The organism is Vibrio sp. 03_296 (genome assembly GCF_002265885.1).
In genome coordinates this window covers 1-25,199 of record NZ_NPKW01000033.1, presented here as the reverse complement: position 1 = coordinate 25,199, position 25,199 = coordinate 1, and the positions used below count along the sequence as shown (strand labels likewise).

Genomic DNA, 25,199 nt, shown 5'->3' with positions numbered 1-25,199 from the left:
TTAAACTACTGCTGATCAGGGAACCATTCTTGAAGCAGATCCCTTGAACGCTCTAACTCTTTCTGCCAAGTGTTCACACCCACTACCGTTGGCTTAAGCAAAATAACCAGTTCCGTTTTTTGCGTTAAGTTCGATGTATTGCGGAACAGGTGGCCCAAGGCTGGAATATCACCTAAAAATGGTACTTTAGACACACGTTCAATCGTGTTCGATTTCATCAAACCACCAATAACCACCACGTCACCATCACGAGCACGAATCACCGAATCAGATTCACGAATTGAGCTTTTGGCTAAGGGAAGAGTGACGTTTTGGAAGTCGCCCCCCAGATTCAATTGTTTGGTTTCTTCTTCCACTTCAATCACCGCAGGGTGTACATGCAAGAACACATTACCCTTATCGTCAATTTGTGGAGTCACATCGAGAGAAATACCCGAGAAAAATGGCGTGAGCGTCACTTCAGGGACGGCATTGGAGTTTTCACCATTGCCTGCATTGCTCGAAAGTGCAGTGACGTAATACTGATCGTTACCCACTTTGATGACCGCTTTCTGGTTGTTCGATGCGGTAACACGCGGGCTAGAAAGCACGTTCAAGTCACCTTGAGTAGACATGAAACTTAATACCGCTTCAAAGCTACCATCAGAGATCGTTACATTGGTTTGCCCACCGAGCAGTGAACCAATGGCATCTAAGCCAGGTAATACGGTAGAGCCCGGTCTGTTCACTACGATGCTGCCAGAATTACCAATCGACGCCGAGATGTTCGACCAATTGATCCCCTGTTGATAGCCGTCACTCAGGGTGACTTCAAGAATTTTGGCTTCAAGAATGACTTGGCGCTGCATGCGCTCTTGAGAAATGCCGAGGAATTGCCTTACTTCGCGAATCTCATCCGGGAAAGCACGAACAGTAATCACCCCAGCTTGAGGTGTCACGACGACACTTTGTCCTTTACCAGAACCAATTAAGCCCGCCACCGCTTGTTGCAATAACGGCCAGAAATCACTTTCCGTAATGGTTTCAATGCGGGTGCCACCACTGGCTGTGGTTGTGTTGTCTCCGCTGTTATTGGAGTTGTTCGAACTGTTATTGGAATTAGAATCAGAATCACCGCCGGAGCTGGTAGAGCCCGTCGAGGTCACAGAGCCGGTCACGATACTGGTCAAAGAGCGACCAGAGCGTTGAAACTGGATATAATCGACCGGGATGGTCACGGTGCGTAAACCCGCAGGGTAAACTTGAATAACCTTGCCCGTTTTGATCACATCGTAGCCATACATATCTTGTACGATCAATAAGATATCATCGAGCGTCACATCACTGACATTCAGCGTGATACGCCCTGTTACATCGGGATGAACTGCGACACTGAATTCCGTGCCTTTAATCAGGGAGGTGAAAAACTGCCTAGCTTCAACCCCACTGGCTTTAATGCGAAAACGCTTCACCGTATTGCTGCCTGCCGTATTGGCCGCTTCCAGCTCCGGCATTAAGTCCTCTTCCACAGAAGGTGGCAACTGATCCAGTGCTCGGCTATTTGCCTCATTGATGGACTGGTTTAAGGTCTGTTTGACTTCAACGGGATCTCTGTGCCCCATAGAGCACCCCATTAGCGAGGCAATGATAACTCCAACTACAATCTTGCGCATTTGATTCAAACCTTATTATTCTTTTATATCCAGATTAAAAAGCTCTAATTTCCACAGCTTGGAGCCTCGCTTTAATGTCACCACATCAGAATCAATTTGAGTGACTTTATAACCGCGTATGGTTTCGCCCACACTGACCACATCGTCATTTAAAATCGCGACACACTCTTTCGGTGACTGACATACGATGCTTTGTAACGTCGGTAAGCGATATTGTCTCTGTGCACTTGGCTTGGTTTGAGCGGGCTTCGTCCAACCTAGCGGAGCCGTTGGATCTTGAGTCGCATACGCATTTCCACCAGCGAAACACAGTGATAACAGAAGAAATCTAACCACCAATAAACTCCTGTCTTGTTCCTAACGTATAAACTTCCAACACCACACGAGCTTGAGGATACTCCTCTACTTGGTAGTGGAAGCGTCGCCAATAGTATTTCACTGGCAAATTCTCAAGCTTACTCAAATAGCCTTGAATCGCGAAAAAGTCGCCTGTCATTTCTAATCGTACAGGGTGAACGTAATACCCCGAATACTCAGAATTTTCTGGGTTACCCTCTATTGGCTCTGCACGCAACGACTCCAATGAAATCAACTTAACGCCACTACTTTTATCGAGTACCGTCTCCAGCAATTCCGCCATTTGGCTAGGAGAAAGCAGATTGCCAATCACTTCGGACAATTGCATGCCGAGTTCTTGACTTCGCGCCAATAAGCTCTTCATTTCGATGTCAATTTCTCTATTTGGGTCTTTATTGAGCTTAGCCTGAATTACCAAAATGTCGCCTTGTAGCTTCTGATTATGCTGAATGGTGCTACTCAGTTGTTCTTTTTTCGCCGCTAACTGCTTCCAAGCAGGCTCAATCACCAAGGTAAATAACAGCAGTACAGTCACCACCAAACCACAGAGCGTAATCAGCCACTTCTCTCGGCCACTCAAGGCAAGAAACTTGTCATTCCAAGCATTCCACTGCTGCTTCATTGGCCTTTACCTTCTGCTTTCGTTTTGAGTTCAAACGTGATGACATCGTCTTCGTTACGTCCGATTTTCACCTTATCAAAGCTGCGACCAACCAGAGGCAGTTCATGCTTAAACTGGTTTACCCAGTTCGGCACCGCATTGGCGCTGATCGCAAGGCCTTTCACGTCTAAATTCGCCCCCACCACACTGATGTCCGTCAGCGAAATGTCATTCCTACCGAGCTTCGCTAACGACAACATCATGCCAGAATACCCTGTTTGCAATGACGTATCGTATTGGCTAATCGCGTTTAACGACGCTTCTTGCGCTCGAACTTTTACTTTTAAACGCTCCACCGCCGCCATTTTTTCTGAAGAAGGTTTATGCTGGTCTAACTTGGCTTGCAGTTGACTATGCTGCAGAGTCAGTTGTTGGGACTCCGCTTGCACACTGGCAAGTTGATTATCGACGGCGCGTTGCTGCCATAACGCGAAGGCGTACACCATCAAGAAAATCGCCGCGATCCCCCCCCAGCCCGCCACTACATTGTTGAGCGTGAACAGCTCTTTTTTAGGCTTAAGGTGCTCAGGATAAAGATTGATTTCAGCCATACCGAGCTGCGCTGCACAATCCACAACGATGTTGCCAGAGAGCCTTCCCTCTTCATCTAATACTGATGCATTCGCACTTAAGCGCTCGTTGAGCGCCGAGACAAGTTCTGCGTGATCTTCTTCATCACAGCAAATTTTAAGCTGATTGAGGGAGACGCCTTTAATTTGTGATGACAGATAATCGATGGAACGTTGTAGCTCCAGTGCCAACCCATCAAGCTGAAGGGCACTGGCGGCTTCACCAGTTAATGGAGGAAAAACGGAACGAATGGTTCGTTGGAACATCGGCGTATGTTCAACAAAGGCACCGAGTTTGAATTGCCCTTTGGCGCTGCGTTGCAGTAGAAGAAAATTGGCCAACTCACCAGCACTGTGCGCCCAAACTTCGTCTTCGGGAACAATTGAATGTAACTCGCACTGATTTCGAACAATCAAATCCAGCAGTTTATCCACGATCTTTTTCGACAGAACATACACTTGCAGCTTGTTGCTATTCGGAAGTAAACGTCCATCAGCGACAATTTCGGTTGGGCGTTCAGAAATAAGGTCTTTGACTAGGAAAGGTAAAGCCGACGGCCACTCTTCTCGTGGAATCGCTGGCTTTTCTATTTGAAAAACTTGGTAATGATGACTGGCCAGTAACACAGTCACCTTTTCACCAGGCGTGAACTGTAACTGCAATACTTTCTCAAGTGCCTTTTCCCAACTCTCATCGATAGGTTCGAAAAGCGCTTGAGACGTGGCACTTTCGCTACTCAACTCGCCTTGAGCGGCAAAGTAGACAGCATCAGGCTGAAGCATGACAAAACGCTGCTCCCCGCCGTTAGCTTGGCCTCTCAATTTTTCGAGCAATGACTTCACATTCATCTGTTTTTCTTCTTATTTTCGACGCCAGCGATTGCGTCTTGCCGTTTTCGTTTGTTTTTCTTCCACAGTAGTCACGACTGGCGGTAACCACTGATTTTCAACGGAGAAATAGCGCCCTTGTCCACCATGTATGCCAAGCTCAACCAACGTTGACCACTCTTGCTTGGTTTCAACGCCAACCGCAATGACTCTCACTTTCGTCCCTGCGCCTGCACCCAGCATACTACGAACAAACAACTGGTTTTCATGGCGTTGTTCTATTTTCTTTGTCAGACTTCGATGTAATTTTAAGTAATCCACACCCAAATCTTTCAAATAATGCGTACTCACAATGGTTCTACCAGCTTGCCCGACCACCAGTTGGCAACCCAAACCCGACAACATTTTTGCCACAGGTCTCATATAATCCAGATGCCTTACTAAGTGACTTTCAACAAACTCAAAACTCAATTTTGTTCGATACTCACTAGGTAACTGTAGCAGTTCGTCTCGGAACCATTTGAAATAATGACGGTTGGCAAACGGCGTGACGTGCAAGTTCAGTGACAATTTGCCGATATTCTCAGAATTCGCACGTAAATGAGCAAACACTTTGCCGATGACCGCTCGATCCATTTGACTCTCAAACCCAACCTGCTTCAAAGCAGACATATAGCGAGAGGCTTTCACAATGCCGTTTTCTGGATCAACAATTCGACATGTTAACTCAGTATGCAACGGATTTAACTGCTGACCGTCTAATAAATAAGACAATTGTCCGAAGACTAGCACATTTTCAGTCGACATAGCTGTCTCAAAAATGGTACGCCACCTCACACTGCCTCTTGTTTCGTCAATATGATTCCACTTCTTAAATCGACTCCAGTTATTATTGCTCTGTAATTGAGCACTTCGCAGTGCGGTTTCCGCTTCATCCATAATTTGGCTGTGTCGTTCCCCCTCCTGATACATAGTGACACCAATGTGACACCAGTTTTCTTTATCCAGTGGGTAAGGAGGATTGAGCTTCTCCAACTGACGAATGCACTGCGACGCCAGATTGGCCACTTCTTTGGCACCTAAATGGGGGATAAAGAGAGCGAAATCGGACGGGTAATAGCGTGAGAAGACCACTTCAGGAAAACGCTGAACCAAATTGGAAATGAGGCTGCCAACTTCAATAACAAATTCATCGGCCATTTGTTTGTCATTTTCTTCTGACACACTTTTCCAATCCGTAATGCGCATCAATAACACCGCACCTTGCGCTCCACTCTCATGCAGCGCTGATTCCAGTTTATTGTCAAATAGCACCCGATTCGCCGTGCCCGTCAATTTGTCCAGAAAAGTTTGGGTACGAATAAACGTATCAAAACGACTGCGCTCTTGACGTGCATCGCGCAGCTCTTCAATCAGCACGTCTAACGCTTCACTTGCCGTGTATGGCCACTCTCGCTCGTCACCTTTGGCGTATTGCTCTACTCGCCCAGCCAAAATCATGCGTCCGCGCTCTTCCAATAGCTCTGAGCCATATAACTGCTCTTTCAGCCATTTCACACCACGCATTAAACAAAAAATGATCAGGCCAACCGCTAAGGTAATCGACCACAACGCTTGAAACGAATAGCCAAAGCCAACGTAAGGCGGTGTCGCTTTGAACTCGACGCGGTACCCAGGATTGCGCTGCAGCACATAACTTTGTTCATAAAGGCGATTGACATCAATTTGCGGCGAGGTGTCCTTGAAACGGTAGACCACCCCAGTATCAGTAGAAAGCTTCATTTCCACGATATTGGAAGCTTGCAGCATTTTCGGCATCCAACGCTGCATAGAATATGCGGCATCAGGATCTTCCATCTCTTTATCCAACACTTCGACAATGCCCGCCAAATAGTGGTTGAGATATTCCTGACCAAGCTTTTTAAATGAGAGAGTGCCACCAATAAAGAGGATAAACATGGCACTGATAACGATCATTGTAACGAAGGCTACAAGTCGAGTACTGAGTTTGAGAGTCGGGGTATACCTCATGAACACCGAATTCCTTTTCCATTCATCATATACCGTTTATTTCTATATACTTGATAAGTGAATGGTTAACAATCTACTCTCAGTAGATGTGAGAAGTGTCATTGAAAAAGCCGCGGGAATCGCGGCTTTCGTCTATATAATTAAGCGACGGCTTAAAACGGAATGTCGTCGTCAAAGTCCATTGGCGGCTCATTGTACTGAGGCTGAGACTGCATTGGCTGTTGTTGCGCTGGAGCCTGTTTTTGGTAAGACGGCTGTGCGGCTGGCTGTTGAGGCTGACCCCAACCACCTTGTTGCTGCTGCGGAGCACCGCCCATCGCTGGAGCGCCACCTTGCTGCTGACGGCCACCCAACATTTGCATAATGCCATTGTAGCCTTGTACAACGACTTCCGTTGAATAACGGTCTTGACCATTTTGGTCTTGCCATTTACGCGTTTGCAGTTGTCCTTCAATGTAGACTTGAGAGCCTTTGCGTAGGTATTCACCCGCGACTTCTGCCAGCTTGCCGTATAACGTCACACGGTGCCATTCTGTTTTCTCACGCGGCTCGCCTGTCGCTTTGTCGCGCCAAGTTTCTGAAGTTGCAACGGTGATATTCGCCACCGCACCGCCACTTGGCATGTAACGAATTTCAGGGTCGTTACCTAAGTTCCCTACCAAGATTACTTTGTTAATTCCACGGCTGGCCATGATGTGCTCCGTTTAACTTTCGGTATTAATAAATAGTTAGCGCAATAGAATAGCACGCTTTTAGCTATGGTAAAAATAGTCGCCAAATTGTGTGTTATCCATCACCTCAGACCAAGCTAAAAATTGCAAGATTTAGGAGCGACTAAACGTTTTTTTGCGCTAATAAATCTCTCATTTACTTATCTATATGAAATTATACGCACTTCGCTATTCTTGCAGTAGCCTCTACGATTTAATGATGACAACGTTGCACCCGCGCACTCGACTTATTCAATAATTAACCATAAATGGAGGTTGTTATGAGAAAATCTTCTTACGCGCGGAAGCCATTTTTTATCAGTTTGCAAAACGAACAAACTCCTGAGTTCGTCACTGTATTAGCGAAACAGATTCAAATGGAAATCCCTGTGATTACCCCGGCAACGCTCATGCAAGCCGATCCCAATCATCGTAATCGCATCTTATTGATTGATCATCAGCAACATAAGGTGCTGCTGAGAGAGATTAAAAACCTACCGCTAATATGGAAGGGGTTTGAAACGGTCCTGTGTAATGTACCTAACCGATTGACGACTGAGGAACTGATTGGCTTTGGCCAGTGCAAAGCGATCTTCTACCGAGACACAACCATTGCAGACATGACCAAAGGACTAAATTCGGTGATTAATGGTAAGAGCTGGCTGCCACGCGACGTCAGCGCACAACTCATCCACTACTATCGAAATATGGTTTGCTCACACACTTCACCAGTGAATGTGGATCTCACGATGAGAGAAATTCAAGTGCTACGCTGCGTGCAGTCTGGCAAATCAAATTCTCAAATCGCCGAAGACCTTTTCATTAGCGAGTTCACCGTAAAGTCGCATCTCTATCAAACCTTTAGAAAGCTTTCCGTGAAGAATCGTGTCCAAGCGGCCGCGTGGGCTGACCAAAATTTGATCTCATAAGTAAGAAGATCGCGAATTTTCCTTTAGAGTGTAACGTATGACAAAATAACAGGTTAGAATCGCCCGTAATGATAACTAACTGTTTATGGAACAACACACCACAAAGGAAATGCTGCGCGCTCGGCTTTAATTTTTACGTGCGTATTGTTTCGGTGAGGAGTTCGATTTGATAAGGACACTATTCAATGATTAAAAAATGCCTTTTCCCTGCCGCTGGCTACGGCACTCGCTTCTTACCTGCGACCAAATCGATGCCAAAAGAAATGATGCCAGTGGTGAACAAACCTCTGATCGAATATGGTGTGGAGGAAGCCATCCAAGCGGGTATGGACGGAATGTGCATTGTGACGGGTCGTGGTAAGCATTCAATCATGGATCACTTCGATAAAAACTACGAACTAGAACATCAGATTAGTGGTACCAACAAAGAAGCCTTATTGGAAGATGTACGAGCTTTGATCGACTCCGCGAACTTTACCTACATTCGCCAACGTGAGATGAAGGGCTTAGGGCACGCCATCTTAACGGGCCGTGAGCTCGTTGGGGATCAGCCTTTTGCTGTGGTGTTAGCCGATGACCTTTGTGTCAATGAAGAACAAGGAGTCTTGGCACAAATGGTCGCGCTGTTTAAGCAGTTCCGTTGTTCCATCGTTGCAGTTCAGGAAGTACCTGAAGATGAAACCCATAAATATGGCGTTATCTCTGGTGAGATGATAAAAGACGATCTTTTCCGCGTAGACAACATGGTGGAGAAGCCAGAACCTGGCACCGCGCCAAGTAATCTTGCGATTATTGGTCGTTACATTCTTACCCCAGATATTTTTGATCTCATTGAGCAAACAGAGCCAGGTAAAGGCGGTGAAATTCAAATCACCGACGCGCTACTCAAACAAGCAAAAGCAGGTTGTGTGCTTGCATACAAATTTAAAGGTCGTCGTTTTGATTGCGGCAGCGTTGAAGGCTATATCGAAGCAACCAACTATTGCTACCAAAACCTTTATCTGAAAGATGAAAAGAAATCTGAGTTGGGTAAATTTAGTACGCAAAAAGAGAAGTGATCAACGTCCTCTAAACCGATACGTAAGGCGCTTTGGATAAAGCGCCTTATTTTTAACTGTTTTTTTATCCAGTATTTTATTGCACATTTCTCACACTATGTAATACTTGCTCAACTTGTTGGTATTACACAGAGCATCAAAGATGGACAAGATAGAAGTTCGCGGAGCACGTACCCATAATCTCAAAAATGTTAATCTCACTATCCCACGAGATAAGTTGATCGTCATTACTGGCTTATCGGGTTCAGGGAAATCTTCTTTGGCCTTTGATACCCTTTACGCTGAAGGTCAACGACGTTATGTAGAATCCCTGTCAGCCTACGCTCGCCAGTTTCTCTCTTTGATGGAAAAGCCCGATGTTGACCACATTGAAGGCCTCTCGCCAGCAATTTCTATCGAGCAGAAATCCACCTCACACAACCCGCGTTCAACCGTAGGGACCATCACAGAAGTGTATGACTACCTTCGCCTACTGTATGCCCGCGTTGGTGAGCCTCGTTGTCCTGAACATCAAGTCCCTTTAGCCGCTCAAACCATTAGCCAAATGGTCGACAAAGTTCTGGAGCTGCCTGAAGGTGCCAAAATGATGTTGCTCGCCCCCATCGTAAAAGAGCGCAAAGGCGAACACGTTAAAACATTAGAGAACCTTGCTGCTCAAGGTTTTATCCGTGCACGTATTGACGGAGAGACCTGTGATCTCACCGATCCACCAACGCTAGAGTTACACAAAAAGCACACCATTGAAGTGGTGGTTGACCGCTTTAAAGTACGTAGCGATTTACAACAAAGACTCGCAGAGTCCTTTGAAACGGCACTGGAACTCTCAGGCGGCATCGCTGTGATTGCCCCTATGGAGGGTGACGGTGAAGAGAGCGTTTTTTCCGCCAATTTTGCGTGTCCCCACTGTGGTTATAGTATGCAAGAGCTTGAGCCACGTTTGTTCTCGTTCAATAACCCAGCCGGTGCATGTGGTACTTGTGATGGCCTCGGGGTACAACAATATTTTGATCCTGACCGAGTGATTCAAGATGCCAATTTAAGTCTTGCGCAAGGGGCGATTCGTGGTTGGGATCAGAAAAACTATTACTATTTCCAAATGCTCACATCGCTGGCTGAGCATTACGATTTCGATTTACATGTCCCTTTTAACTCGCTTTCAAAACGCATCCAAGAAGTGATCTTAAAAGGCTCTGGGCGCACTGAAATCGAATTTAAGTACATCAACGATCGAGGCGATATTCGTCTAAAACGTCATCCATTTGAAGGCATTCTCAATACACTCGAACGCCGTTATCGCGACACAGAATCTAACTCGGTACGAGAGGAGTTGGTAAAATATATCTCCACCAAACCTTGCGCCAGTTGTGGCGGAACACGTCTGCGCCTAGAAGCTCGCAATGTGTTTATTAATGACACGACATTGCCGCAAATCGTCGAGTTGAGTATCGCTGATGCATTGACCTTTTTCGCCACCTTAAAACTTGACGGGCAGCGAGCTCAAATTGCTGAGAAGGTCATGAAAGAGATCAACGATCGACTGCAGTTTTTAGTCAATGTTGGCCTCAATTATTTGAACTTGTCTCGCAGCGCTGAAACCTTGTCTGGTGGCGAAGCACAGCGTATTCGTCTAGCTAGTCAGATCGGTGCCGGTTTGGTTGGGGTGATGTATGTGCTCGATGAACCATCAATAGGCCTTCACCAGCGTGACAATGAGCGCTTACTCAAAACACTGACGCACTTACGCGATCTCGGCAATACCGTATTAGTCGTAGAGCATGATGAAGATGCGATTCGTTGTGCCGACCATGTGATTGACATTGGCCCTGGTGCTGGCGTACATGGTGGCCAAGTGGTTGCCGAAGGAACAATGGCCGAGATTCTCGCCAATCCAGATTCCTTGACCGGACAATACTTAAGCGGTGCCAAGCAGATTATTGTGCCGACCCAACGCACACCAAGAGATAAGAACAAAACGGTTGAACTCATTGGAGCCAGTGGCAACAACCTTAAAGACGTCAATCTTTCAGTGCCTGTCGGGCTATTCAGTTGTATCACCGGGGTTTCTGGTTCAGGTAAATCAACACTGATTAACGACACCTTCTTCAAAATTGCGCATACTCAACTCAATGGGGCAACCACTGCTCAACCAGCGCCTTATAAGTCTATTAAAGGCTTAGAGCACTTCGATAAAGTCATCGATATCGACCAGAGCCCGATAGGTCGCACACCGCGTTCGAATCCAGCGACCTATACGGGGATTTTCACTCCGATTCGAGAGCTGTTCTCCGGCACCCAAGAGTCTCGTTCACGTGGCTATAAGCCAGGGCGTTTCAGCTTTAACGTTCGTGGTGGCCGCTGTGAAGCTTGCCAAGGTGATGGTGTTATCAAGGTTGAAATGCATTTCCTACCCGATGTGTACGTGCCTTGTGATGTGTGTAAGGGCAAGCGCTACAACCGAGAAACGTTAGAAGTCCACTATAAAGGGAAGAGCATTGATGAAGTTCTGGAAATGACGGTGGAAGATGCTCGAGACTTTTTCGACCCAGTTCCCGTCATTGCGCGCAAGTTGCAAACCTTAATGGATGTTGGTCTTTCTTATATCCGTTTAGGTCAAGCGGCGACCACCCTCTCTGGCGGTGAAGCACAACGGGTGAAACTGGCCCGTGAGTTGTCCAAACGCGATACGGGAAAAACCCTTTATATTTTGGATGAACCAACGACGGGCCTACACTTCCACGATATCCAGCAACTTTTGACCGTATTGCATCGCTTGCGCGATCATGGCAACACCGTTGTCGTGATTGAGCATAATTTAGATGTGATCAAAACGGCCGACTGGATCATCGACTTAGGTCCAGAAGGCGGCCAAGGTGGAGGGGAAATCATTGCTCAAGGAACACCTGAAGATGTGGCGCAGATCGAAGGTTCGCATACCGCACGCTTCCTTAAGCCTATGTTGAAATAGAAAAAACAGGTAAAGTGATGAAACCAGCGTAAAGCTGGTTTCTTTTTTCAGATTAAGATTCACGTTATGGCAACGATACACGTAAGCGGTACGCAATTAGCAAAACCTAAGGCACAAGTGCCTCTCAACAAAAAGTTTTTACTGGCACTGGCGATCCTCTTTCTCGTCGCTATGCATTTTTTTATGCCTAATCCTGGAGGCGCAGGGCTTGCGCTCTCTTTCAACCCAACCACTTGGATTGCGTTCTCCTTTGTCTTTGCTCTGGGTTGCTACCAACTTGCTAGTCAGCAATCTTTACGTTATTCCAAACTGACCATTGGCCTATTTGTCAGTTGTCTCATTCTGACCGTGCCACTTTTTTATGCCAACAGTCACTACATGCAGTCAGTGGGTCGCTTAGTTGGTCTCTGGGCTGGCTTTGGCTTCTTTGTGTTGCTGCAACAATTCAGCTTTAGTAATAAACACAAACAACGCTTGTTATGGCTCATCGTATTGGCAGTAGTGGTCGAGTCCTTCATCGGCTATTACCAGTTCCTTTGGCTCAAACCCGGTAATTGGATGGGGTATGACACGCTGTCAAATCGACCCTATGGTATATTCCAACAGCCCAATGTGATGGCAAGCTTTCTTGCAACAGGGTTAATTATTTCTGGCTACCTACTAGCGAGACAACCACACAAATACAATAAGCATCTGAGCGAAATCACTTTACTCTATTTGATTCCACTGCTCACAGTCCCTTTGATCGTGGTGTTAGCCTCTCGTACCGGTTGGCTAGCCGCCATGATTGCCACTCTTTTGCTGCTGCCCTATCTCTACCGATTTGGTACTAAAATTCGTTTTTGGGGTTGGCTGGGGTCCATTATTCTGGGTTTAAGCTTATCCGGTGCACTACTTCACAGCACCGAGAGCAATTTGGCGGGGCAGAAAACCAACTTAGAATCAGCAAGAGCCTATACCTTCCCGCAAGCACTCGATATGCTGATAGAGAAGCCCTTCACTGGTTACGGTTACGGCAATTTTGAGTCTGCCTACACCTTGTACACGGCAAGGCAGCACTTGCTCAACAAGCAATATCCACCAGCACTTCCGGCGATGGATCATCCACATAACGAGCTGCTCTATTGGGGCGTAGAAGGCGGGCTTGTTCCGCTATTGGGGATTTTTCTCGCCGCCATTTTGGTATTGAACCGAATCTACAGTGCCAAGAAAGGCACGCGTTTGGCCATGTTTGCCTTGTTTGTGCCGATCGTACTTCACAGTCAACTGGAGTACCCTTTTTATCACTCCGCGGCACACTGGCTGATCTTCATCATGCTCATCTATTGGGTTGATCAACGTGTAGCGAAAGTCAAAAGCGTAAGTTTTTCTCGCATCAGTAAAACGGCGTTACGAGTCGCCAGTTTAGTGGTGCCGATACTGACCACTTTCTACATGCTGAGCGCCCTGCATACTAACTACGTGCTGACCAAGTTTGAAACCACTCGCCCGGTTAATCCAGAGCTCTTACAACGCGTCACCAACCCCGTAGTGTGGAAAGATCGCTTCGACTGGGATGTCTACAGCACCTACCTCAATATTGGTTTAGCAACACAGGACGCTAAGCTGATTCAACCTTATATCGATTGGTCCCTTGAGATTATTAAGACCAAGCCAAGACCTGCGTTTTATTCCAATTTGATCTTAGCCTACCAAGGGCTTGGCGATTTGAGTAAGGCAGAACAAGTAAAGGCGGAAGCTGAGTTCCTCTTCCCTAAAAACGACTTTAGCAACATTCACTATCAACCACCGTCGGCGGCATTGTCTAACTCCGTTTCATCCAGTCAGTAATTTGTCATGTAATAAAAAAGCGAAGCTCACCAGCTTCGCTTTTTTATTGTTCATTGACCAAAGACTATTGAGTGAGCGACTCTTCAAGCGTTCTTAAACATAACGCGACATTTTCCTCTCTCGCACCGTAACCCATCAAGCCTATACGCCACGCTTTACCAGCGAGCGCTCCCAGACCAGCGCCAATTTCCAAGTTATAAGTTTCAAGCAAATGGCTACGCACTTTCGCTTCATCGATACCTTCAGGCACATAGATCGCGTTTAATTGAGGCAAACGGTACTCTTCATCCACCACAAATTGGAAACCCAGTTTTTCGAGACCCACTTTCAGCTTGTTGTGCATTTTTTCATGCCGCGCCCAAGCGTTCTCCAAGCCTTCATTTTTCAGCATCAACAACGCTTCGTGCAGTGAATACAAGCTGTTAACGGGGGCAGTATGATGATAACTGCGTTTTCCTTCCCCACTCCAATACCCTAACACTAAGCTTTGGTCTAAGAACCAGCTTTGCACGGGTGTTTTGCGTGATTGAATTTTCTCAATGGCGGCAGAAGAAAACGTCACAGGAGCAAGACCAGGGACACAAGACAGACATTTTTGACTACCGGAATACACAGCATCAAGTTGCCATTCATCGACTTTAAGCGGGATACCTCCCAGCGAAGTGACCGTATCAACAATCGTCAGCACACCATATTGTTTTGCTAATTTCCCCAATGTCTCCGCATCACTTCTTGCGCCTGTCGATGTTTCTGCATGAACAAAAGCCAAAATTTTGCTATCCGGATGTTGCGTTAAGGCCTGCTCGACCTTCTCAACCGAGACTGGCGTTCCCCATTCATCATCCACTAACACCGCCTCTCCACCAGCACGAATGACATTTTCACGCATGCGCTCACCAAACACCCCATTGCGGCAGACGATGACTTTATCTCCCGGCTCAATCAGGTTCACAAAGCACGCTTCCATTCCCGCACTACCTGGTGCAGAAACCGCAATGGTAAAATCATTCTCAGTTTGAAAGGCGTATTTAAGCAGTTGCTTGAGCTCATCCATCATCTGAATAAACAACGGATCCAAGTGCCCAACCGTTGGGCGGCTTAGTGCTTGTAGTACTTGCGGGGAAATATCAGACGGTCCTGGCCCCATTAAAATACGACGTGGGGGAATAAAGCTTTGAATTGACATACCGGCTCCTTGCTAAGTGTGAAAAAGGTTAACGGACAGCGTAATCGTTTTAATGCAAATTATGTTTCTCCACACTAAAGCAAACGAGCAACGACAGCAATTAGCCGACAGTCTTAGAGGTCAAACCAGTGTCACAAATTTGTTAATAAAAACTTTCAATCAAGATCGAATTAAGCGTTGACATTGGAGTGTGAAAAACGTTCAATGTTTAAGCTTTTTGCAGAAGAGGAGCACTGCCCAGGCAGATGTTTTGTGGAGCCGCAACTCCAACACAGAACATTCAGGGGGAGTAGTGCCGAGGTAGATCAAAATTGCAGGATTTGATCTGTCGGTTGACTTGGGTTGAGTCCCATCAACTGTCATCAGCTCAGCCTGATGAAGAGCTTCTGAGATGGATTTTCTGATTATTCAAACTGACCTCTCTAAACCGCTCTGCCCCTTTCCTCACCAAAACAAACATCGGATGTTGGATTACCAACGGTTAATATTTTTCGGAAGTCGTGGGAGAAATGCCGTGAGCGCATTGAATGTAGCGAAATTTGGTGGAACAAGTGTTGCAAACTTTGAGGCAATGAGTCGTTGCTCGGCCATTATTGAAAACAATCCAGAGACACGCTTAGTCGTAAGCAGTGCATGCTCTGGCGTCACTAACCTATTGGTAGAGTTAGCCAATGGTGTTCAATCACAAGAAAGACGCGCTGAACTTCTAGCCCAATTGGCTGAAATTCATGATGCGATTCTCAATCAATTGGAAGATGCCACCGAAGCGGCAGCAGAGGTGTATGCGATTCTTGATACCATTACGAGCCTTGCTGAAGCGGCATCCATTCAAGCCAGCAATAAACTCACCGACCACTTGGTCGCGTGTGGCGAGTTGATGTCGACCCATATTCTGGCCCAGTTGATGCGTGAACGCGGTGTCAATGCAGTGCGATTTGATATTCGAGAGGTGCTACGCACAGACGACAACTTTGGCCGCGCAGAGCCGGACGTGGCGAAGATTGCAGAGCTGGCGCAAGAGAAGCTTTTGCCACTTTGCCGCGATTACGTGGTAGTGACTCAAGGCTTCATCGGATCGGATGAGGAAGGCAATACCACCACCTTAGGTCGTGGTGGTAGTGACTACAGTGCGGCCTTGATAGCTGAAGGGTTGAAAGCAACCGGGTTAGAAATCTGGACTGACGTCCCTGGGATTTACACCACGGATCCACGCATCGCAGCGAAAGCCGCGCCAATTCCAGAAATCAGCTTTGCAGAAGCGTCTGAAATGGCGAACTTTGGTGCAAAAATCCTGCACCCTTCAACCCTCGTTCCAGCCCTTCGTCACGACATTCCCGTTTTTGTCGGATCGTCAAAAGAGCCAGAAAAAGGCGGTACTTGGATTCGCCACGAAGCTCAGAGTTCACCGCTTTTCCGTGCATTAGCGCTGCGCTGCAACCAAACCATGGTGACGTTACGCAGTGCGAAGATGTTCCATGCATACGGCTTTCTTGCCAAAGTGTTTGAAATTCTCGCGAAACACAAAATCTCCGTGGATTTGATCACCACATCAGAAATCAGCGTTTCCCTCACTCTAGACAAAACGGACACTTCTGGTGGGGCACCTGAGCTACCACAAGCCGCTCGTCAAGAACTGGAAGAACTGTGTACGGTCGAAGTTGAACACAATCTGTGTTTGGTGGCATTGATTGGTAACCATATGGAAACCAAGGGTTACGCTAAAGAAGTCTTCAGCACCTTAGGGGATTTCAATTTACGTATGATCTGCTACGGGGCAAGTGATCACAATCTTTGCTTCTTAGTCGATGCTCACGACTCTAAGAGCGTGATCCAAAAACTGCATCAAGATCTTTTTGAACGCTAAACATCGTTCTAAGATCACATTGATCCAAAGAGAAAAGGTCACATCGCTGTGACCTTTTCTTTTTCTCAACGCTGGCCAGTATCAGCCATTAATGTTTGGACCAAGCCATTTTTCGGCTTCCAGTAAATCCCAACCTTTACGCTCAGCATAGCTTTCCACTTGGTCTTGCTGAATTTGTGCGATGGCAAAATAACGCGAATCGGGATGAGAAAAATACCATCCTGATACCGAAGCTCCCGGCCACATCGCGTAACTGCTGGTGAGTGACATGCCAATGGTTTCTTCTACGTTAAGCAGTTCCCACAACGGCCCTTTCTCGGTGTGCTCAGGACAGGCAGGGTAACCCGGCGCAGGACGGATCCCCTGGTATTTCTCACGGATCAATTCTTCGTTTGAAAGGTTTTCGTCGGCAGCATAGCCCCAAATCTCTTTACGGACACGTTCATGCAGATACTCTGCAAAAGCTTCCGCTAGACGATCGGCAACCGCTTGAATCATGATCGCGTTGTAGTCATCCCCCTGTGCTTTGAACTGATCTGCGAGTTCACGCTCGTTCACACCACCCGTCACAGCAAAAGCACCGATCCAATCATTTTTGCCACTCTCTTTTGGAGCAACGTAATCTGACAAACAGTAATTCGCCCCTTTGGGTTTCTCCGTCTGTTGACGAAGATTGTGCAGCACTTTCGCTACTTGAGTGCGAGACTCATCGGTATAGACTTCAATATCATCGCCAACGCTTGCCGCTGGGAACAAACCACACATGCCACGCGCCTTGAGTAACCCCTCTCGTTCGATACGGTCTAGCCACTCGTTAGCATCTTCAAATAAACGCTTCGCTTCTTCGCCTACCTCTTCATGATCAAAGATGGTTGGGTATTTGCCCACTAGGGACCACGTGAGGAAAAATGGTGTCCAGTCGATGTATTGGCGCAACGTCGCCACATCAAAGTCGTCAAACACGTGCACACCTGGCTGGCTAGGTACAGGAGGCGTATAGCTTTGCCAATCAATCGCCACCTTGTTCGCACGTGCCGCTTCTAGCGTCACAGGCTTAGTACGCGGCTTCTTGCGATTATGCTGATCGCGAACCAACTCATAATCGGCCTGCAGGCGTTCAACAAAAGCAGGACGCAACTCATCAGAGAGCAACGAGGTACACACGCCGACTGCGCGAGAGGCGTTATTCACGTATACCACCGGATGTGAGTAGTTTTGTTCAATCTTCACCGCGGTGTGCGCCTTGGATGTTGTCGCGCCGCCAATAAGCAAAGGCAAGTCAAAGCCAAGACGCTCCATCTCTTTGGCTACGTGCACCATTTCATCGAGTGATGGGGTAATCAGACCAGAAAGACCGATGATATCGACTTGTTGCTCTTTCGCGACTTTCAAGATCTGCTCACACGGCACCATCACACCAAGATCGATGATCTCGTAGTTGTTACATTGCAGTACTACGCCAACAATGTTTTTGCCGATATCGTGTACATCCCCTTTCACCGTCGCCAATAAGATCTTACCGTTTGAAGAACCTGCTTGTTTTGATGCATTGATGAAGGGCTCCAAGTGAGCCACCGCCTGCTTCATGACGCGTGCTGATTTCACCACTTGTGGTAAGAACATTTTGCCCTCACCAAACAGATCGCCCACCACGTTCATGCCGTCCATCAGAGGACCTTCAATCACCTCCAGTGGTTTGCTGGCGTTTAAGCGCGCTTCTTCGGTGTCCTCGACAATGAACTCGGTGATCCCCTTAACCAAAGCATGCTCAAGACGTTTCTCGACAGGCCAAGTACGCCACTCCAGTGCCGATGCGTCTTCTTGCTTGCCTACGGCATTTTCACGGTACTCTTCGGCAATCTCCAATAAACGTTCAGTGGCATCGTCGCGGCGGTTCAGTACGACATCTTCGACCGCTTCACGTAACCTTTCAGGCACGTTGTCATAAATTTCGAGCTGGCCAGCATTCACGATGCCCATGTCCATCCCGTTCTTAAAGCAGTGGTAAAGGAATACAGCGTGTATCGCTTCACGGACGTAATTGTTGCCGCGGAATGAGAAGGAAACGTTCGATACCCCGCCGGAGATCATCGCATGTGGCAAATCGCGTTTGATGTCTGCCACCGCTTCAATAAAGTCGACCGCGTAGTTGTTGTGTTCATCAATGCCCGTTGCAACGGCGAAAATATTGGGGTCGAAGATAACATCTTCCGGTGGGAAACCGACTTCATCAACCAAAATACGATAGGCTTGGGTGCAGATCTCCAGTTTGCGTTCACGCGTATCCGCTTGGCCGACTTCATCAAATGCCATTACGATCACAGCGGCGCCATAGCGACGAATCAACTTCGCCTGTTCGACAAACTTCTCTTTCCCCTCTTTGAGAGAAATAGAGTTCACGATGCCCTTGCCCTGGATACACTTGAGGCCAGCTTCAATCACTTCCCATTTAGAAGAGTCGACCATGATCGGCACTTTGGAGATTTCAGGTTCAGATGCACATAGGTTAAGGAAACGCACCATGCACGCTTCTGCATCGAGCATCCCTTCATCCATGTTGATGTCGATGATTTGCGCACCGTTTTCCACTTGCTCACGTGCAACGTCCAACGCTTCATCATACAGTTCTTCTTTGATCAAGCGTTTAAAACGCGCAGAGCCAGTAACGTTAGTGCGCTCACCCACGTTAACAAAAAGGGTATCTTTGGCAATCGTCAGCGGCTCTAAGCCAGATAAACGACAGGCGACTGGAATCTCAGGCAAAACACGAGGACTCACTCCTTCCACCGCCATTGCCATATGGCGAATATGTTCTGGCGTGGTACCACAACAACCACCAATCAGGTTGAGAAAACCACTTTGCGCCCACTCTTTGACGTGTTCCGCCATCTCTTCTGGAGAGAGGTCGTACTCACCAAAGGCATTCGGCAGGCCCGCATTCGGGTGAGTGGAAACAAACGTTTCAGAAATTCGAGAAAGCTCTTCAACATAAGGGCGCAATTCGTCGGGTCCAAGCGCACAGTTTAAGCCAAAAGAGATAGGTCGTACGTGACGAAGAGAGTTGTAAAAGGCTTCCGTCGTCTGACCGGAAAGCGTTCGACCTGAGGCATCGGTGATGGTGCCCGAAATCATGACAGGGAGTGCGAAACCTAATTCTTCAAACACCGAATCCACCGCAAACGCACACGCTTTCGCATTCAAGGTATCAAAAATAGTTTCGATAAGGATGAGATCAGAACCACCGCGGATCAGTGCACGAGTCGATTCAGAATAGGCCTCTACCAGCTCATCAAAGCTGACGTTGCGATAGCCCGGGTCGTTTACATCTGGCGAAATGGAACAAGTACGGTTGGTTGGACCAAGCACTCCCGCAACATAGCGCGGTTTCGCGGGATTTTTGGCTGTCCACTCATCCGCGGCTTCACGTGCTAACTTCGCGGCAGCAAAGTTGATCTCTTCGCTCAGGCTTTCCATATCGTAGTCAGCCATCGCGATGGTGGTGGTGTTAAAGGTGTTGGTTTCAAGAATATCAGCACCCGCTTCTAGATAGGCATGATGAATTTCTTTAATCAACTGCGGCTGAGTTAGCACCAGTAAGTCGTTATTGCCTTTTAAATCGCTATGCCAATCAGCAAAACGCTCACCACGATAATCTTGCTCCTGCAACTTGTAGCCTTGGATCATGGTGCCCATACCACCATCAATCAATAAGATTCGCTGCTTCAGTTGTGCTTCAATCTGCGCTCTAATATTACTTCCCACAATACCGCCTCATTCCTTTTTCTAATATCGACATCCTATCACACAATCTTCAGGAGTCTAGACGTCTAAAAATACTAATTTCATTACAGCTCATTTGGACTAATTTACTAGGAAAAAGAGATTGCTATTTGCTCATCAAACGAGGAGAATTTCGTTCACAAATTGTTACAAATAGAGAACTGTATGTCGGTCTACTATACTCTCTGCTTTCTATCCGCTGCAGCAATGCTGATTGCTTTTGTAAACAGCAAGATAGGCAAAATGCAGACTACCATCGCGATTACCGCGGGTTCAATGGTGCTCTCATTACTTATTTTAATTGCTGGTCAGAACAACTGGTTCCACTTAACTGAAATCGCTACACAAACCATGTCGAGCATCGACTTTGAAGATTTCCTCCTCAAAGGTATTTTGGGCTTCTTATTGTTTGCCGGTGGTTTAGGCATCAAACTACCCAATCTTAAAGATCAAAAATGGGAAATTACCGTGTTAGCCTTAGGAGCGACACTTTTCTCTACTTTCTTTATTGGTTTTGCTCTTTATGGCATTTGCCAGCTCATTGGCATTCAGTTTGATCTGATTTACTGCCTGCTTTTCGGTGCACTCATTTCACCGACCGACCCGATAGCCGTTTTAGCCATCGTGAAAAAACTCAAGGCACCGCGTCGAATCTCAACCCAGATTGAAGGTGAATCACTGTTCAATGATGGCTTTGGTCTCGTGATTTTTGTGACCTTGTTTACCATCGCATTTGGCCACGAAACCCCCACGGTAGGCAGCGTTACCATGCTGTTTATCCAGGAAGCGATCGGCGGTATTTTGTATGGTTTCGCGTTGGGGTTACTCTTCCATTATCTTATCTGTGCCACAGATGACCACTCAATGGAGCTACTGCTCACTATTGGCATTCCAACAGCAGGCTATGCTTTTGCAGAAGTGCTCCATGTTTCAGGTCCTTTAGCCATGGTGGTTTCTGGAATAATGATTGGTAACTGGACGCGCTTCATCGGCTTCTCTAAAGAGAGTGAAGATCATCTCGACCATTTCTGGGAGCTCGTTGATGAGTTTCTGAACGGTGTGCTTTTCCTTCTGATTGGTATGTCGATGTTGCTGTTTAAGTTCCACCAAGAGGACTGGATCTTAATGGCGATTGCCATCCCTCTTGTATTAGCAGCTCGCTACCTCAGCGTATTTCTCTCATACATCGGCTTTAATCGCTTTCGTCGCTACAACCCGTGGTCAATTAAAATCCTCACTTGGGGTGGATTGCGCGGTGGTTTAGCCTTAGCGATGGCTCTCTCAATTCCATCGGGTATCTGGGTTATTCCAGATAAGCTCATCGACGTGAAAGAGATTATTCTGGTGATGACCTACGCGGTGGTGGTTTTTTCAATATTGGTTCAGGGCTCAACCATCACTCCAATGATTGAGAAAGCGAAGAAAGCACAAATCGATTTTGAAGAACAAAACAAAGTAGAATCAGAAAGTAAAGTGAATCAACAATCGCTTTCATCATAAATTGAGAAGGGCTGGCAACAGCTCTTTTTTACATTACAGTCCTTACTGGGACACGATTACACAATTCCGACCATGCGCTTTTGCATGATAGAGGCATTCATCAGCCTGTTTCATCAATTGTTCGAGAGGTGTGTTCAGCTCCGACGGCTGCAATGTTGCCACGCCAATGCTAATGGTCATTTGTAACAGTTGCTGTTCATAGTGGACTTGCATGTTTTCCACAACGCTTCGTAATCGATTAGCCACGTCAAATGCTTCCTTTTCGCCTAATCCCGGTAACACAACGGCGAACTCTTCTCCTCCTAAACGACCGATAACATCTATTTCTCGTGTTGAGAGATCAGCCATCTTAACAAGTTCAACAAGAACCAAGTCACCAGCGGCATGACCATAGCTATCGTTGAATTGTTTAAAGTGATCGATATCTAGGATCATGATTGACAGTGGACAGCTCCAACGTTGACACGTTCTGATCGATTTTTCAGCTTGCTCGATAAAACTACGGCGATTAAATGCACCAGTAAGCGGATCGGTCGCCGCCAGATTACGCAACATGGCTTCGAGTTTTTTACGTTCACTGATATCGGTGATCGACATGATGATCATAGGTTTGCCTTCAAAAACCAAGCGACTGAAGGCCATCTCAATCGGAATATCTTTCTTTTCCGGCAGCATGAGTAACAAATCCGCACGGGCAACTTCCTGACTATCTTGTTCGTTAATGGTTTTTTGAATATAACGCTGGAATAACTCCCGGCTGCGCAAAGAGATAAAATCCATTGGATGGTGGGACAACACATCTTGCTCAGACATACCAAATAGGTGACAAATGAAATCATTCGTCATCAAAATATTCAATCGAGGATCGCAAATCAAAATACCAATAGGGGCTGAGTTTACGAGCTGCTGTAGCTGTTTTTCAGCACGTTTCGATTGTTGTAAACGCAGGTATTGCATCTCTTCGAGCTTTTTACGCAGGTAGATGTCTTGTAATACAAGCAGCCAACGGTGATTCCCAACGGCTGTAATGTTCGCCCTCACTCTATATTCGTTGTTGTTCAACTGAAATGCGATATCTTCGCTTCTTCCACCACGTGTTTGGTAGTTCTCAAGAAAAGCTTGAAACTCGCTAGATGCTTTGATGAAAGGGAGCTCAAAAATGCAATCCGTATTGGTATCAGGGCTAAGTAGTGGAGGATCAAAATGACCAATTCGGACATCTCGAATAATGCCATCTCTGTCCATCCATAAACTCATGTCAGGCAAAGAGTCCAAAATCGAATTTAAGGTTTGATTGCGTTGATTGAGCTCATCACTACTGATATCTAGTGAACGCTCTAATATCGTGAGTTGCTCTGAGAAGGATTGATAGCCAGACTCCACCAACTCAACCAACAATTGAATTTTAGGGTCATCGGGAAGACCTTGCGGAAATACTTTTCTGAGCTGTCGCTGCAGTAAGCGATGCATACTACATTTCCGACAGAGTAGTAATGGTCATGGTTTGATTATGCAGATCTGCGCTTCCTTCCTCCGAGCTAGGGGCAATCTCACCATAAGAGTAAAAACCGCATACCCGAGTATTTTCGCCTAACTCTTCGCTCACCGCCTCAACCTCGTCTTCAGCCAACTGCCTCAAGAGTAAGCGCCTTCCTACACAACTGATTAAGATGGCCAACGCCGGGGATGAACTATCGTGATGACACAAACTCGCGGCATTACGTGCTCCCTCAATAAGCGATTCTGAACTGGCTCTCATCAATTTAGCAGTGACGCCTTTGGGTACATTACCCGCAAATGTTATCGATCCTTGTGTCTCATCAATCGCGAGTAAAGTACGCACAAGTTTTATCTCTTGACCAGGTACACTGATCTCTAGGGGAAATCGCAAACCGCTAGCGGGCAGTTCTTGAGCTAAGTCTCCTAAATACGTTTTGTATATAGACAAAGCATCCTGATCATCGAGCTCATAGAGAACATTATCGGTTGAACGTGTTACCTTTCTTTCCATGCCAAAAGGACACCAACCGCCACGTGAACCATAACCCACCGACAATTGCTCACCATACAACCCTAACGCGACCACAAGCCCAGAACTGGATCGGTTTCCAAAAATTACAGTAGTCTGTTCAAACCGCTCACCATCGCCCGCTAAACCGCCAGTCACTTTAATGTTTTTCGGCAAGACAGAATGAAAACCCTCAACAAGATGGCCCCCGTTAATGAGCAATCCATCACTCAGAACAAAGACGTGTTTTAAATTATCCTTGTGAGAAGATAACTCCTGACCTAACTGAACTCCGATGTTGAAACTTGTTCTCATTCCTTCTTCGATGTGTGCACTCGCTAGATGAATTGTCGACTTTTCAAATAGTATGATGGTTGCAACGACAGCATTTTCAAGAATCGTATTGTCAATAATTTCTCCTGCTGTGCTACAACCTATGACTTGGGAGTGGGGCATCTTTGCACTTAACTGCACAAGCGACGCATCACTCGCTCGTCCAAACACGATGATTAATGTATTTATGCTATCTAGTTGGCTAGAGGAAGATAAACCTTGCCAATGACCTTCTTGCCATACAATTTGCTCAATCTTCATGATGCGCCCCCATCCCTTTAAATTAAAGTTAGTTGCTTTTGCCTATCATTCAAGAGCAAATACGGAGGGTGGAAAAAATAAGCAAACAAGAGAGGAGCTTGCAGAAGCAAAGAGGGGGCGAAAGGAAATATGGGGTCGATGATATAGTCACCAACAACAGAAGTTTACATACTCTAAAATAGGATATGAAAAAGGCTCTGAACTTTCGTTCAGAGCCTTAAATATGGCAGGGGTGGAGAGATTCGAACTCCCAACACGCGGATTTGGAATCCGCTGCTCTGCCAATTGGAGCTACACCCCTAAATTTTACTTATATCTAAAAAACCCCGCTAATCAGCGAGGTTTCTAAATAAGTGGCGGAGCGGACGGGACTCGAACCCGCGACCCCCGGCGTGACAGGCCGGTATTCTAACCAACTGAACTACCGCTCCGCACTGGTTAGACCTAAGTCTAAATTAAAAGCCTGGCGATGTTCTACTCTCACATGGGGAAACCCCACACTACCATCGACGCTATTTCGTTTCACTTCTGAGTTCGGAATGGGTTCAGGTGGGTCCAAAACGCTATGGTCGCCAAGCAAATTCTTAAAATTCGGAAAGCTGTTTGCGTTCTCTACACATTCAATTCGTTCTTGCTTTGAGTCCATCAAAACCCTTTGGGTGTTGTATGGTTAAGCC

16 protein-coding genes, 2 tRNA genes, 1 rRNA gene and 1 riboswitch are annotated in these 25,199 nt (G+C 46.7%); of the genes, 6 read left to right on the top strand and 13 right to left on the bottom strand.

Features of this window, described 5'->3' with window-relative positions:
- Nucleotides 1-5: 5 nt before the first annotated feature.
- From mshL to CIK04_RS02775, 6 genes are all read right to left on the bottom strand, one after another.
- Nucleotides 6-1,652, bottom strand: a complete 1,647-nt coding sequence (gene mshL, locus CIK04_RS02800; RefSeq protein WP_097353525.1) for a pilus (MSHA type) biogenesis protein MshL — start codon at nt 1,650-1,652, stop codon at nt 6-8.
- A gap of 15 nt (nt 1,653-1,667) precedes the next feature.
- Nucleotides 1,668-1,988 carry an MSHA biogenesis protein MshK gene (locus CIK04_RS02795; RefSeq protein WP_011079393.1) on the bottom strand — a complete coding sequence of 107 codons (321 nt, stop codon included), beginning with the start codon at nt 1,986-1,988 and terminating at the stop codon, nt 1,668-1,670.
- Complete coding sequence (gene gspM / locus CIK04_RS02790; protein ID WP_039449544.1) at nt 1,981-2,631, bottom strand: type II secretion system protein GspM; 651 nt, start codon at nt 2,629-2,631, stop codon at nt 1,981-1,983. Before gspM ends, CIK04_RS02795 begins: the two co-directional genes overlap by 8 nt.
- On the bottom strand, nt 2,628-4,088 hold the full coding sequence (locus CIK04_RS02785) for an MSHA biogenesis protein MshI (RefSeq protein WP_097353524.1): 1,461 nt from the start codon (nt 4,086-4,088) through the stop codon (nt 2,628-2,630). Before CIK04_RS02785 ends, gspM begins: the two co-directional genes overlap by 4 nt.
- A gap of 12 nt (nt 4,089-4,100) precedes the next feature.
- Nucleotides 4,101-6,098, bottom strand: a complete 1,998-nt coding sequence (gene csrD, locus CIK04_RS02780) for an RNase E specificity factor CsrD (protein WP_046030786.1) — start codon at nt 6,096-6,098, stop codon at nt 4,101-4,103.
- 152 nt (nt 6,099-6,250) lie between these two features.
- On the bottom strand, nt 6,251-6,790 hold the full coding sequence (locus CIK04_RS02775; protein WP_011079389.1) for a single-stranded DNA-binding protein: 540 nt from the start codon (nt 6,788-6,790) through the stop codon (nt 6,251-6,253).
- A gap of 299 nt (nt 6,791-7,089) precedes the next feature.
- Between CIK04_RS02775 and CIK04_RS02770 the strand changes: the two genes are divergently transcribed.
- From CIK04_RS02770 to CIK04_RS02755, 4 genes are all read left to right on the top strand, one after another.
- On the top strand, nt 7,090-7,737 hold the full coding sequence (locus CIK04_RS02770) for a response regulator transcription factor (protein ID WP_017420064.1): 648 nt from the start codon (nt 7,090-7,092) through the stop codon (nt 7,735-7,737).
- 185 nt (nt 7,738-7,922) lie between these two features.
- Complete coding sequence (galU, locus tag CIK04_RS02765) at nt 7,923-8,795, top strand: UTP--glucose-1-phosphate uridylyltransferase GalU (RefSeq protein WP_017420065.1); 873 nt, start codon at nt 7,923-7,925, stop codon at nt 8,793-8,795.
- Between the two features lie 142 nt (nt 8,796-8,937).
- Nucleotides 8,938-11,760, top strand: a complete 2,823-nt coding sequence (gene uvrA, locus CIK04_RS02760) for an excinuclease ABC subunit UvrA (RefSeq protein WP_026050227.1) — start codon at nt 8,938-8,940, stop codon at nt 11,758-11,760.
- Between the two features lie 66 nt (nt 11,761-11,826).
- Nucleotides 11,827-13,590 carry a PglL family O-oligosaccharyltransferase gene (locus CIK04_RS02755; protein WP_097353523.1) on the top strand — a complete coding sequence of 588 codons (1,764 nt, stop codon included), beginning with the start codon at nt 11,827-11,829 and terminating at the stop codon, nt 13,588-13,590.
- A 64-nt stretch (nt 13,591-13,654) separates the two neighbouring features.
- Here CIK04_RS02755 and CIK04_RS02750 read toward each other — a convergent pair whose 3' ends face one another.
- Nucleotides 13,655-14,776 (bottom strand): alanine--glyoxylate aminotransferase family protein, encoded by a 1,122-nt coding sequence (locus CIK04_RS02750; protein WP_017789786.1) that lies wholly within the window; start codon nt 14,774-14,776, stop codon nt 13,655-13,657.
- A gap of 215 nt (nt 14,777-14,991) precedes the next feature.
- Nucleotides 14,992-15,170, top strand: a riboswitch (Lysine riboswitch).
- Between the two features lie 120 nt (nt 15,171-15,290).
- Here CIK04_RS02750 and lysC point away from each other — a divergent pair.
- The gene (gene lysC, locus CIK04_RS02740; RefSeq protein WP_039449559.1) at nt 15,291-16,640 is read left to right on the top strand and encodes a lysine-sensitive aspartokinase 3; all 1,350 of its coding nucleotides are present in this window, start codon (nt 15,291-15,293) and stop codon (nt 16,638-16,640) included.
- A gap of 81 nt (nt 16,641-16,721) precedes the next feature.
- Here the strand turns inward: lysC and metH are convergent, their stop codons facing one another.
- Entirely contained in the window at nt 16,722-20,402 is a 3,681-nt protein-coding gene (gene metH, locus CIK04_RS02735) for a methionine synthase (protein ID WP_097353522.1), read from the bottom strand.
- A gap of 183 nt (nt 20,403-20,585) precedes the next feature.
- Between metH and CIK04_RS02730 the strand changes: the two genes are divergently transcribed.
- Nucleotides 20,586-21,920 carry a sodium:proton antiporter gene (locus tag CIK04_RS02730; protein WP_017420071.1) on the top strand — a complete coding sequence of 445 codons (1,335 nt, stop codon included), beginning with the start codon at nt 20,586-20,588 and terminating at the stop codon, nt 21,918-21,920.
- A gap of 42 nt (nt 21,921-21,962) precedes the next feature.
- On the opposite strand, the gene CIK04_RS02725 is transcribed toward CIK04_RS02730, so the two are convergent.
- The 5 genes from CIK04_RS02725 to rrf all read right to left on the bottom strand — a co-directional run bounded on the left by CIK04_RS02725 (nt 21,963) and on the right by rrf (nt 25,099).
- Nucleotides 21,963-23,390, bottom strand: a complete 1,428-nt coding sequence (locus CIK04_RS02725) for a sensor domain-containing diguanylate cyclase (RefSeq protein WP_097353521.1) — start codon at nt 23,388-23,390, stop codon at nt 21,963-21,965.
- A gap of 1 nt (nt 23,391) precedes the next feature.
- Complete coding sequence (locus tag CIK04_RS02720; RefSeq protein WP_097353520.1) at nt 23,392-24,522, bottom strand: FIST signal transduction protein; 1,131 nt, start codon at nt 24,520-24,522, stop codon at nt 23,392-23,394.
- Between the two features lie 224 nt (nt 24,523-24,746).
- Nucleotides 24,747-24,823 (bottom strand) — tRNA-Trp (locus tag CIK04_RS02715).
- A 53-nt stretch (nt 24,824-24,876) separates the two neighbouring features.
- Nucleotides 24,877-24,953, bottom strand: a tRNA-Asp gene (locus CIK04_RS02710).
- Between the two features lie 30 nt (nt 24,954-24,983).
- Nucleotides 24,984-25,099: ribosomal RNA gene (rrf, locus tag CIK04_RS02705) — 5S ribosomal RNA — on the bottom strand.
- Between the last annotated feature and the right edge of the window lie 100 nt (nt 25,100-25,199).